At 63.5% G+C, this 11924-nt stretch carries 11 protein-coding genes; 7 read left to right on the top strand and 4 right to left on the bottom strand.

All coding sequences use genetic code 11. The annotated features are described in order from the left end of the window. The first annotated feature begins 236 nt into the window (after nt 1-236). The 4 genes from P1X14_RS10635 to P1X14_RS10620 all read left to right on the top strand — a co-directional run bounded on the left by P1X14_RS10635 (nt 237) and on the right by P1X14_RS10620 (nt 4595). Nucleotides 237-557 carry a hypothetical protein gene (locus P1X14_RS10635; protein ID WP_277315335.1) on the top strand — a complete coding sequence of 107 codons (321 nt, stop codon included), beginning with the start codon at nt 237-239 and terminating at the stop codon, nt 555-557. Nucleotides 558-751: 194 nt separating this feature from the next. Further along, nucleotides 752-1441 (top strand): trehalose-phosphatase, encoded by a 690-nt coding sequence (gene otsB, locus P1X14_RS10630; RefSeq protein ID WP_346770453.1) that lies wholly within the window; start codon nt 752-754, stop codon nt 1439-1441. Further along, the gene (locus P1X14_RS10625) at nt 1438-3219 is read left to right on the top strand and encodes a glycoside hydrolase family 15 protein (RefSeq protein ID WP_277315334.1); all 1782 of its coding nucleotides are present in this window, start codon (nt 1438-1440) and stop codon (nt 3217-3219) included. Before otsB ends, P1X14_RS10625 begins: the two co-directional genes overlap by 4 nt. Then, the gene (locus tag P1X14_RS10620) at nt 3216-4595 is read left to right on the top strand and encodes a trehalose-6-phosphate synthase (protein WP_277315333.1); all 1380 of its coding nucleotides are present in this window, start codon (nt 3216-3218) and stop codon (nt 4593-4595) included. The genes P1X14_RS10625 and P1X14_RS10620 overlap by 4 nt, the downstream gene beginning before the upstream one ends. Nucleotides 4596-4616: 21 nt before the next feature. Here P1X14_RS10620 and P1X14_RS10615 read toward each other — a convergent pair whose 3' ends face one another. Both P1X14_RS10615 and traA read right to left on the bottom strand, forming a co-directional pair. Next, nucleotides 4617-5924: an SLC13 family permease gene (locus P1X14_RS10615; protein ID WP_277315332.1), complete on the bottom strand. Its 1308-nt coding sequence runs from the start codon at nt 5922-5924 to the stop codon at nt 4617-4619. A gap of 198 nt (nt 5925-6122) precedes the next feature. Beyond that, a complete protein-coding gene (traA, locus tag P1X14_RS10610; protein ID WP_277315331.1) occupies nt 6123-9020 on the bottom strand; it encodes a Ti-type conjugative transfer relaxase TraA in 2898 nt (965 codons plus the stop codon). Nucleotides 9021-9191: 171 nt separating this feature from the next. On the opposite strand from traA, the gene P1X14_RS10605 reads away from it, so the two are divergent. The 3 genes from P1X14_RS10605 to P1X14_RS10595 all read left to right on the top strand — a co-directional run bounded on the left by P1X14_RS10605 (nt 9192) and on the right by P1X14_RS10595 (nt 10361). Further along, nucleotides 9192-9494, top strand: coding sequence for a conjugal transfer protein TraD (locus P1X14_RS10605; RefSeq protein ID WP_277315330.1), 303 nt, complete (start codon nt 9192-9194; stop codon nt 9492-9494). A 4-nt stretch (nt 9495-9498) separates the two neighbouring features. Continuing rightward, nucleotides 9499-9744 (top strand): conjugal transfer protein TraD, encoded by a 246-nt coding sequence (locus P1X14_RS10600; RefSeq protein ID WP_346770454.1) that lies wholly within the window; start codon nt 9499-9501, stop codon nt 9742-9744. Nucleotides 9745-9854: 110 nt separating this feature from the next. After that, complete coding sequence (locus tag P1X14_RS10595) at nt 9855-10361, top strand: MucR family transcriptional regulator (RefSeq protein ID WP_277315329.1); 507 nt, start codon at nt 9855-9857, stop codon at nt 10359-10361. 21 nt (nt 10362-10382) lie between these two features. On the opposite strand, the gene P1X14_RS10590 is transcribed toward P1X14_RS10595, so the two are convergent. Together P1X14_RS10590 and P1X14_RS10585 are read right to left on the bottom strand one after the other, a co-directional pair. Beyond that, nucleotides 10383-11285 (bottom strand): HEPN domain-containing protein, encoded by a 903-nt coding sequence (locus P1X14_RS10590; protein ID WP_277315327.1) that lies wholly within the window; start codon nt 11283-11285, stop codon nt 10383-10385. A 68-nt stretch (nt 11286-11353) separates the two neighbouring features. Then, a complete protein-coding gene (locus P1X14_RS10585; RefSeq protein ID WP_277315326.1) occupies nt 11354-11665 on the bottom strand; it encodes a sigma factor-like helix-turn-helix DNA-binding protein in 312 nt (103 codons plus the stop codon). Nucleotides 11666-11924 lie beyond the last annotated feature (259 nt).

Raw genomic sequence — 11924 nt, 5'->3', positions numbered from 1 at the left:
TCCGCGACGGCGGGGCCGTGCTCGAAAGCACGGCCTCGCCGCCGTGGTGAGTCAGGAACGCATCCTTTCGGAAGACCGGGGACCCTTGCGGGATAGCGTGGGCTACCGCGCTCGCTGTCCGGACGGAGTAGGGCGCCGGAACGTGAAAGGTCCATGCATATAAATCCTATAGTAACGTGCGTACCCGTTTTGCCTCTACGGCTTCTTCGCCCGCACCGGGTGGTCGAGGCGCGTGCATGTTCGACGTTCTTCTAAATATTGCGGTCCTCGCGGCATTCAGTGGGGACAGCAGCGACACCGGGGCGCAGGCCGAGGTCGTGCGCACCTATCAATGTGCCCATGGCATCACCTTCTCTGTTCGCGTTGAAGGGGAACGGGCGACGGTGGTCACTCGAAACCATCGCTACCCGCTTACGAGACGGTCCTTTTCCCTCGGACCGCGCTACGGTTCCGACACTGTCGCCTTTGCCCAGGACGAAGATCGCGCGGTCCTGATCGGCGCCGAGGACGGACCCTATCTGAACTGCCTCGCAATTGGCCCGGAGCGGCTGATTTGAGCCGCCCGCGACGATGCTCGATCACGACTGAACGGGTTCGGTTACGGAACCCCGCAAGCCGGTGCCGGTTCCCCTTGCAGGCCGCATGGGCGGGCGCGGCTACATCGACACTTAGACAACAGGTGGCAGTTATTTCGCTCGATACTCGCATTGCTCTACCACTCCCGACCCCTTCGCTGGCTGCCGGTGCCAGCTTGCTGCTCGACCTTGATGGAACCCTGCTGGATCTCGTCGACCGGCCCGACGCTGTCGTTGCCGACGATGATCTGCGTGGGCTGTTGCTCCGGCTGAGTGCACGCCTCGACGGACGGGTCGCGATCGTCAGCGGCCGATCGCTGGCGCAACTCGACTTGATCCTCGGTCCCGTCGCGCACGCGATCGCCCTCACCGGCAGCCACGGGTGCGAGTATCGCTGGCGCGGCGTGTTAGAGGCACCCGAACGGCCCGCCGCACTGGATACGGCCGCTGTTCGCTTCGGAGCCTTCGCCGCCGAGCGCGACGGGGTGGCCCTCGAGATGAAGAGTCTCGGGATGGCATTGCATTTCCGGCTCGCTCCTGGCGCCGAGACCGATGCGTACGCGCTTGCGGAGTCTATCGCGCGCGACACCGGCCTGGCCTTGCAGCCCGGAAAGATGATGGTCGAGTTGCGCTGCCCGGGCGGCGACAAGGGAAGCGCAGTGCGCCGGCTGATGCGCCAACCGCCCATGACCGGCACCCTGCCTTTGTTCATCGGCGACGATATCACCGACGAGGCGGCGTTCGAAGCAGCGCTTGGGCTGGGTGGTGTAGGTGTGCTCGTCGGCCAGCCCCGTGAAACTGCGGCCAGGTTCGGACTGCCGGATCCGGCCGCCGTGCGCGAATGGCTGTCGGAGATCGCATCATGACCGCTAACCTCGATCTCTGGCCGGTCGGCAATTGCCAGGTAAGCGCTCTGATCGACCGCTCAGGTCGGTTCGTCTGGGCATGCGTTCCGCGCGTCGACGGCGATCCGTTATTCTCTGCTTTGCTCGGCGGCGAGGCCGATGCAGGCTATTGGGATATCGAGCTGGAGGACGGCATTTCGGTCGAGCAGGAATATCGTCGCAACACCCCAATTCTCGTTACCCGCCACACCGACGCGATGGGCAACGCCATCGAGGTCATCGATTTCTGTCCCTATTTTCGTCGCCTCGGTCGCCACTACCGGCCGGTCGCTTTCGCGCGCATCGTCCGGCCGCTGAGCGGCTCCCCACGGATCCGGGTCCGGCTCCGACCGACCTGCGGCTGGGGCGGTGAATGCGCGCAGAGGATCGGCGGGTCGAACCACATCCGCTACCAGACCGACTCGATGACCCTGCGGCTGACCACGACGGCGCCGGTAGGCTTCGTCCATGAGGAGCGCCCCTTCCGCCTCGAGGGCACGCTGCACTTCTTTCTCGGCCCAGACGAGAGCTTCGCCGGCGACGTCGCGGGCACGCTCGACGCGATGCTCGCGAGCACCGCTGCGGAATGGCAGGAATGGGTTCGCGGCCTCGCTGTTCCCTTCGAGTGGCAGGACGCGGTCATTCGCGCCGCGATCACCCTCAAGTTGTGCCAGCACGAAGAGACTGGTGCGATCGTGGCCGCGCTGACCACGTCGATCCCCGAGCATGCCGGCTCGCAGCGCAACTGGGACTATCGCTACTGCTGGATCCGCGACGCCTATTATACCGTCCAGGCGCTCAACCGTCTCGGCGCGCTGGATGTTCTCGAGGGCTATCTCGTCTATCTCCGCAACATCGTCGACAATGCCCGGGGCGGGCATATCCAGCCGCTCTACGGCGTACTTGGCGAAGCCCAGCTGCCAGAACGTACTGCCCCGGACCTGCCGGGCTATCGCGGCATGGGGCCGGTCCGCGTCGGCAACCAGGCCTATGAGCAGGTCCAGCACGATGCCTATGGCCAGATCGTGTTGTCGAACACCCAGGCGTTCTTCGACCAGCGGCTGTTCCGCATGGCCGGTGTCGAGGATTTCGAATCGCTTGAACGCGTCGGCGAGCGCGCATGGGAGCATCACGACCATCCGGACGCGGGCCTGTGGGAACTGCGCACGCGGCAGAGCGTGCATACCTATTCTTCAGCCATGTGCTGGGCCGCCTGCGACAGGCTTGCCAACGCCGCCCAGGCACTAGATCTGCCCGAGCGCAGCGCGTTCTGGCGCGAGCGGGCCGACCAGATCCGCGCGCGGATCGAGGAGGCTGCATGGCGGCCCGAGACGCGGCGGATGTCGGCAACCTTCGCTGGCGACGACCTCGATGCGAGCGTCCTGCAACTGCTCGAGATCAAGTTCCTGTCGATCGACGATCCACGCTTCCTCGATACGCTCGACGCGATCGAAGCGGGACTCCGGCGCGGCTCGCACATGCTGCGCTATGCCACCGAGGATGATTTTGGATCGCCCGAGACCGCTTTCAACGTCTGCACCTTCTGGTTGATCGAGGCGCTGCATTCCACCGGCCGCAGCACCGACGCGCGGGCCTTGTTCGAGGAAATGCTGAGCCGGCGCACAGCTGCGGGACTGCTCTCCGAGGACATCGATCCGATGACCGGCGAGCTATGGGGAAATTACCCGCAGACATACTCGCTGGTCGGCCTGATCAATTGCGCAGTCCTGTTGAGCAAGCCGTGGAGCTCGATCCGATGAGCAGGCTCATCGTCATCTCGAACCGCGTCTCCGCGCCGACCGCCGACCAGCCCGGCGCGCAGGGCGGGCTAGCCGTCGCGCTGACCGCGGCGCTGCGCGAGGCGGACGGAATCTGGTTCGGCTGGTCGGGGGACACGGGCGAGACGGGCGAGCTCAAGTTCGAGACCTATGACGGCGTCACCTCGGCTACGATCGATCTGCCCGAACAGGATGTCGAGGAATATTATGATGGCTATGCCAACCGCACCTTGTGGCCTTTATTCCACTACCGGCTCGGGCTGACCGAATTCGAACGCGATTTTCAGGGCGGCTATGAGCGGGTCAATCGCGTGTTCGGCGACGTCATCGGACCGCACATCCAGCCTGATGATCTGATCTGGGTGCACGACTATCATATGATCCCGCTCGGCTGGGTGCTCCGCCAGCGCGGGCTGACCAACCGGATCGGCTTCTTCCTCCATATCCCGTGGCCGCCGACGCGGCTGCTCACGGCGCTGCCTGAACATCGCCGGTTGGTGGAGGCGCTGTTCGCCTATGACGTTATCGGATTCCAGTCCGACGAGTGGCTCGAGACCTTTCACGATTATGTTATCAGCGAGATGGGCGGATCAATCGGCAAGAATGAACACATCACCGTTGGCGGGCGAACGATCCGCGCTATCGCCTGCCCGATCGGGATCGATGCGAAGGAGTTCGTCGCCAGCGCCGGCAGCTCACAGGCGAGGACGACGCATGCCCGGATGGTCGAAAGTTCGATCGGGCGCAGCCTGATCGTTGGGGTCGACCGGCTCGACTATTCCAAGGGGTTGGAGGAGCACTTCAATGGCTATCAGCGCTATCTCGAGACCCATCCCGACGCCCATTCCAACGTCTATCTGCTACAGATCGCCCCGCCTTCCCGGGCGCAGGTGCAGAGCTATCAGGACATCCGCGCACAGCTCGATGCGCTGTCGGGACGGATTAACGGCGCCTTTGCCGATATCGATTGGGTGCCGCTGCGCTACGTCAATCAGGGCTTTTCGCGCGACATGCTCGCCGGCGTCTATCGCGCCGCCCGGATCGGCCTCGTCACCCCGCTCCGTGACGGGATGAATCTCGTCGCCAAGGAATATGTCGCGGCTCAGGACCCCGAGGACCCCGGGGTGCTTATCCTCTCGCAGTTCGCCGGTGCGGCCGCGCAGCTCGGCAACGCACTCTTGGTCAATCCGTACAGTCCCGACGACATCGCCGACGCGATCGAGCGGGCGCTGGCGATGTCGCGCGAGGAGCGGATCGCGCGGTGGCGGCCGATGTTCGAGAATGTCCGCGACGAGGACGTGATCTGGTGGCGCAAACGCTTTACCAAGGCACTAATGGCTGTTCCGATCCCGGCGTGAAGCCGGCGGCTACGGTTTGCGCTAGAACGGGAAGAACCAGGGGATGGTCGCGACGGCGACGATCCAGGTGATGATGTTCAGCGGGAGCCCGATCTTGACGAAGTCGAGGTAGCGATACCCCCCCATTTGATAGACCAGGACATTGGTCTGGTAGCCGAAAGGCGTTGCGAAAGCGGCACTTCCCGCAACCATGACGGCGACCAGAAACGGCCGTGGGCTCACGCCGAGGCTTTCGGCAAGCGCCACTGCAACGGGAGTCACCAGCACCGCCACCGTCGCGTTGGATAGAAGTTCGGTGAGCAGCATGGTCGCACCGTAAAGAAGGACAAGGGCGACAAGCGGCCCGAAGCCCCCGACCGACCCGATCAGCCGGTCGGTCGCCGCGGCCGCGAGACCGGTTTGTTCGAGCGCGATGCCGAGCACGACCATGCCGGCTATGAGCATAAGGATTTCGGGCCGAAGGCCGCCATAGGCTTCCTCGGGCCGGATAACACGGATGAGAATGAGGAGCACGGCTCCGGCAAAAGCGGCGGCGGCGATCGGCGCGACATTGAACGCGGCAAGGGTGACGACGCCCAAGAACACGAGCACCGAGGCCACCGCCTTGAACGGAGCCAACGGACGCTCCACCGCAAAGTCAGTCGCATCGCCCACCGAATCACCGGCAACATCCAGGTGGGTAACATGATGTTGGATTGATCGCTGGGGGCTGGGCTCGGTTTGCCCCTTCAGCAGACGCGCGAAAACAAGCAGATAGAGCCCGCCCGCGAGCGCCACGATCAGGCCGACCGGCGTGATTTCAAAGATTCCAAACGGCGGCTGCCCCGAGGATCTCGCCATGTCGTCGACAAGGAGGTTGGTTGAGGTTCCGATCAAGGTGCAGCACCCTCCGAGAACGGCGACATAGGAAAGCGGCATCAGGAACTGCTTGGGGTCGAGTTTCAGCGAGGTCGCGACATCGCGCACGACCGGGGCCGACAGCACCACGATGGGCGTGTTGTTGAGGAAGGAAGAGGCGCCGCCGCACAAGCCGATCAGCACCCAAAGTCCGGCCGCCCCGGTTCGCCGGCAGACCAGGACGGCACGACGAATCAGAAGGTCGAGCAACCCCGAGAGTTCCATCGCGTGCGCGATCACGAATAGAGAGGCGAGCGTGACGATCGCCGGGCTCCCAAAGGCGCCCTGGACTTCGCTGGGTCGGACTGCCCCGCTGATCAGCAGGACCGCGGCACCTGCCAGTGCAACGACGTCAGCGCGGACCTTGTCCCAGATGAGCGCTGCGACGACGGCTGCCAGGACCAGCAGGGTGATAATTTGTTCGGCAGTCATGTGCGGGTGGTTACCACACTATGGCTGCTTTCGCCGACGTAGCAGTCAGCATCGAGCGATAGCAGTCGGCGATAAGCCGCAGAGCGTGCTGTTCCAATCGTCGTGGTCGTATTGGCGAATGGAATGGGGAAACCTAGTCGGATGAGTTCGGAATGCGCTCAACAACCGATTTGGGGCACGACGGAGACTATCGTCGCTTCAACGGCTAAGGCCCCGCCCGCGGTCGAAATTGATCCCGTAATTGAAGGCAAGTTCTGCGCCGAGCCTGCGCCCAGTGTCGATGGAGATGCCCAGCTCGACCTTCCGCGCGGCGAGAAGCGATTCCAGCTGCGGATCGCGTTCGAGGCTCTTTGCCATCCCGGCCATCTCGTTTTGCGCTGATTTACGGCCCGCAATGTCGCCCGTCACATAAGCACGATCGGCCTGACCGCTGAGGCTGGTCCAGCGCTCTACGAACCGGTCAGCACGCAGCGTCGGATTTGTGCGGATCTCGGCTTCAAGCTGTATTGCCCGCATCGCGCGTGTAAAGTTGCCACCGGCGGCTTCCCCGGCGAGCGACGGGTCCTTCTTGTAGGCAGTCTCAAGGTCCGTGGAGGCGTGCTCGCGTAGCGCGTTCAGGTCTTTGCGCGCTTCGCGGATTTCCTGCACCTGGCCGGCGTCGATGGGACGTCCCTTATCGAATCTCTCGAAGATGTTGACGACCGCGCGGGCATGCCGCCGAACGATATTTCTGCGTCGCTGACGCGCTTCGTTGTCGGCCGATCTGGCTGCCTCCATCGGTCGCGCAACCGGGAGCCGCAGTCCCTCGAACATGCCCCGTACCTTTTCCGGCACCTGCCGGACCAGGTCGGCAACGCGCTCACGGAAGGTGATGCCGCGACGCTCTGCAAACTGGCGTTCCGGCTCATGGGCATAGTCGCTTGCCATTTCCTTGGCGCGGTCGCGTGACAGCGTGCGGGCAAGTCTGCCCTGATCCGCGAAGTCGTCCTGCCCATAATGGAGATCGATGCGGTCACGATGACGCGACAACGCGACATAGGCCGAATGGCGGTCCATCCCCGGCGTCGCCAGAACATAAGTTCGATCGACGGTCATGCCCTGCGCCTTGTGGATCGTGGCGGCATAGCCGTGATCGATCTGGACATAGTCCTTGATGTCGAACGCGACCGAGCGGCCATCGTCGAGCTGCACCGCCATCCGCACCGCGCTGGCGCTCTCCACGGTCCCGAGCGTTCCGTTCTTCACGCCGAGGCTGCGCTCGTTCTTGAGGAACATGATCCGGTCGCCGGCCGCAAAATCGCGCGCTCCGCGCTCGGTGGCGATGGTGACATCCTCGCCGAGCGCACCAGCGGTCCGGAGCCGATCACGCGCGGCGACATTCAACGCCTGCACTTCATCGCGCGTATGCGTGAGGATGATGCGCGAGGCGTCCGGATCGGCGATGCGGTCGCGGTCCCAGCAATCGATCAGCGCATAGCGAGCCTCGTCCCGCGTCGAGGCGGCATGCACGGCGTCATGCTCGTGATAAGCCTGGATCGCTTCACCCGTCCGCTCAGTCGCAAGATGCCGCGTGGCATCGCGCTGCCAGTTCTCATGCTGGCGGCGGACCTCAGTGATCTCGACGCTGCCATGCCGCTCGGCAACCGAGCGGAATGCGGCACCCGCCTCGATCGCCTGGAGCTGTTCGGGGTCGCCGACCAGCACAACCTTGGCGCCGCGCTTCTCCGCTTCGGAGATGACGCGATCCATCTGGCGCGTGCCGATCATTCCGGCTTCGTCGACCACCAGCACATGGTTCGGGGTCAGCAAGTTGCGGCCCTGATCCCATTGAAGCTCGATCGATGCGATGGTGCGTGAGGCGATGCCCGATCCGCTTTCAAGATTCTCGGCGGCGATGCCGGATAAGGCGAGTCCCTGAATCTCGTAGCCCGCGAGGTTCCATGCATCGCGCGCAACGCTCAGCATGGCTGATTTGCCGGTCCCGGCGTACCCTGTGACTATCGCCAGATCGCGAGGGCCGGTTATGTGGCCAAGAGCGGCCTTCTGCTCCCCCCCGAGAATGAGGCCGTCACTCCCGGCGGCATCAATGGCTCTGTCCATCGCCGCTGCCGGGAGGCTATGATCCGAGCGGTCGGCGAGGCGAAGCGCGGCGCGCTCCAGCCGCTGCTCGGTTTCGATCATCTCGCGCGACGTGAACCTTTGCTCACCGAGTCCGTCTCTGCCCAGGATCACCAGGTCAGGCGACGTCCGGACGGCGCTCATCGCCTCATCGAACTGCTCTTTGCCGTCGCTATGTCGATGGATGAACCGCGCGAGATCCCGCGTGGTGAAGGTTGCCTGCTGGTGGGTGATGGCGTCGAGCCCGATGTTCGGATTGGCAATGATCCTGTCGCCATTTGCGCGAGCGATTTCGAGATGCTCGGCGAGCCGTTCGGACTCCAGTCCCTTCGCCGCCATGCGCGACGCCGCAGGGCCGATCTTGTGCTGGGGCTCCAGGTCGATGCCCTGCGCCTCAAGCGGACGATGATCGATCCGTGCATCGATATCGACTTCAGCGAGCCGCTGGTTGACGTGCTCGCTCCAGCGCTCGCGCCATTTCTCCAGCAGGTCCGTTCGATTCCAGTCGCGATTCTTCTGTCCGAAGCCGTCGTCGCCAACCTCGCGCATCGTCAGCATCACATGCGCGTGCGGCTTGGCCTCACCGTCGGCGCCGATATCCCAATGCACGTTCAGATCGGCGATCATGCCTCGATCGACGAACTCGTGGCGCGCGAATTCGCGGGCTAGCTCAATGCCCTGGTCCTTGGTCATCTCGCGCGGGATCGCGAACTCGATCTCGCGAGCGAGCTGGGCGTCGATCCGCTTCTCGGCTGCCTCGACCTCGTTCCACAGCTTTTCGCGGTCTGAGAGATGCTCGGGGGCGCCATCCGGCAGCATCACTTCGGCGTGAACGACGCCTGCCTTGTTCGAGAAGTCGTGATGCCGGTCGAGCCGCTGGTCATGCAGCCGCGAAGCCGAGCGGTACGCTGCGGAGGCCAGCGCGCTCGAACCGTCAGCGCGCGAGATGACTTTAGCCGAGAAATGGTAGATCGCCATGACGGCAATCCAATTACACCTAAAGAGCTACGTCGGCACGACGTATAAGCGCGCCCTCAAAAGATTCAATCTTTCTCGGGATTGCGAAGTCCCAAATGATTTCAACGCATTGCAGCTTATCGAACGGCTCGATAACTGGTGCGGCCTCAATGCTCAACTGAGGACTGCACCATGCGCAAACCCCGCGATTTCGATGCTGAACTGAAGGCGCTGACAGACAGGGCCAAACACCTCAAAGATCGCAAGCTGCAACAGCTCGGCGAACTGGTCATCGCGACCGGCGCCGACGCGCTGCCAATCGAGCAACTGGCCGGCCTTCTGCTGGCTGGCGTCGAGAACAAGGAGTCGAACGCAAAGGAGAGCTGGCGCAAGCGGGGTGCCGCCTTCTTTCAACGGACGGCACGGCCTGGTGGAAGCGCTGGCGAACATTCTGGCAGCGCTGCGTCGGGCAACGGCAGCGCGCAATCGCCTTGAAGCGTTGCGCGCTCGAACCGACCGAAGGGATTGGATCGCGAAGCGCCGCGGGCGAACGCGACATCTAATTGAGTTGGGCGGCCTCGTCGTCAAAGCAGGGTTGGTTGATCTTACCGATGACGATCGCGCCGTGATTTTCGGCCTGATGGTCGAAAGTGCCGCGACATTGCGGAGCGAGCATCGCGAGCAGACGCTAATCCTCTGGCGGCGGCGCGGGCAGCGTGCATTTAACGGAACTGCCGATGGTTAAGCATCTCGGCAGTTGATTTCGAAACTTGCGCGGCACATGGCCCTTAACAACGGGGGGAAACAACTACGAACGGCGTCATAGGCGCTGGTATCAACTCCGAAGGGTCGAAAATGTCTGAAGAGAATTCCTTGAACGCGGTCGAGCTCGCCGCTGAGCTTACGATTGCCTGGCTGGGCAATCAGAACAACCGCGTATCGGCCGAAGACGTGCCAGCATTCCTGCGCACGATGCACGCGACGGTGACCGAGCTCGCGGGCGCAACGTCTGCGCCTGCCGATGCCAGCGAAGATGTCGCGCCCGCGCAGGAATATACGCCAGCCGTAACGGTGCGTAAGTCGCTCGCCTCGAAAGATCACATCATCTCGCTGATCGATGGCAAGCCTTACAAGACGCTGCGCCGCCATCTATCAGGTCATGGCCTCACCCCCGAGCAGTATCGCGAGCGCTATAATCTCAAGGCTGACTATCCGATGGTCGCCGCAAGCTATTCGGAGCAGCGCCGCGCGATGGCACACAAGATCGGTCTGGGCAGTAAGGGCCGCGCCGCGAAGGCGGCGGCGGCAAAGCCGACGGCCGATAGGCCAAAGCGCGCTCCGCGCGCGGCAAAATCTGCCTGATGAATACGAGCGCCGCGCGGCTTAGTCGCGCGGCGCGAGCCGCTTCTCACACACCGCTTTGACCAGCGCCTGCAACTCGGCGACGCGCTCGCCGAGCCAGTTCAATTCCTCATCGCTGATCTCGTAATGCGGCGAGTAGCGCGCGTTCACATAGGCTTGTCGCAAAAATTCGAAACGGCGTCGGCTCACCTTGTCGGAGCGGGGCCATGCAGCAATTAGATCGCTTGCGACCTCCTCTGCGTGTGACCTCAGAAAGTTCAATCTGTGGGACTTGGGGCTATAAAGCGTCAGCGTTAAAAGCGTGCAGTGGTAGAGTTGCTCGGCTGCTTGATGCAGCAGGAATGCGGCTTTGTTGGCCATCTTCTCGCTGGTGGCCATCTGCGCGAGCCGGACGAAATCCGAAGCGCTCGAAAACCAGCGATTGAAATGCGTTTCGGCCTCCGCCAGCGCTTCCCCCGGCGGAAGCACACGCGGCGTTGTCAGCTCAAATCCCTCGGCCTCGTACAGCGCGATCCCTTGCTGCGCGATATCGACAAAGAATGGTCGCCCGTGCGTGAGTTGATCGTTCACATCGGCCAGATCGTGGACGATGAAATTGACCGGCGCGCTTAGGGCTTCGTTGATCGTAGCGTCGCGCATGAGCCGGTCGTCCGCCTTGCCCCAATATTCAATGGGATCGGTCAGCTTCGTGTCGTTTACGACGACCAGGATATCATAGTCGGACTTGTAGCCACCGACTGCATCATCGACCCAGTCGCCACGCGCGTAGCTGCCGTAGAGAACGACCTTGAGGATGCGCCCGCGCTTCTTCCAGGGCTGCGTCGCCAAGCCGATCTCGCGCTCGAACTCCTCGAACAGCACACGCACTACGTGCTGCAATTCGCGTTGCTTCTGGCTGGGAAGATGGTCGAGATCGGTCTTCATTATCGCACTCCTAGCCCTTGGCGGGGCAAGCGCAAACCTCGCCGGATCAAACCCCGGCGAGGTCGCGGTCATCGACGCCACCAGCGCCCGGGTTGCCTGTCCATGCGGCGGACGATGCTCACCAGCGCCTTTGCAATGTGTCGCTCCACCTCGCGGACACTGAGGCCAGTGCGCTCGGCGATCTCGACATAATCCATGTCGTCGAGCCGGGCGGCGAGGAAGATTTCACGCTGCAACCGGGGCAGCTTGCGCACCGCGCGCGCCAGCCGCTTCAACGTCGCGGGATCAGCTTCCTCACCGAAGGCGTCCTCAGGGCTGCGTTTGGGGAAATCTGGCGCGGCAATCTGCGTGACGCCTATCTTCTTCACTCCTTCAAACACCGCAACCGGCGCCGGAATGGCGGGTAGGCGGCAGGAGCGAACCGACGGTCCCGCCGGCAGAGGCGGGCTGCACCCGCAGGGCTGCAACGTAGTGGAAGACCCCGGCAACGCCGGGGTTGCGGCACGCCGCGGCGGGACCATAGGGTAGCGACGCCCACCCGCCAGATCGACGCCGGAGGTCAACGCCGCCGCGCTCCGCGCGGCGACCGCAGATCTCTTGCAGCGCAAAGCGTTGCGCGGCTCCGCCGGAGCCCAACAG

Origin of the sequence: Sphingomonas sp. AOB5 (assembly GCF_029433115.1) — a bacterium.
GTDB lineage: Bacteria > Pseudomonadota > Alphaproteobacteria > Sphingomonadales > Sphingomonadaceae > Sphingomonas.
The sequence above is the reverse complement of the archived record's forward strand: the minus strand, read 5'-3'. Positions and strand labels throughout refer to the sequence as shown.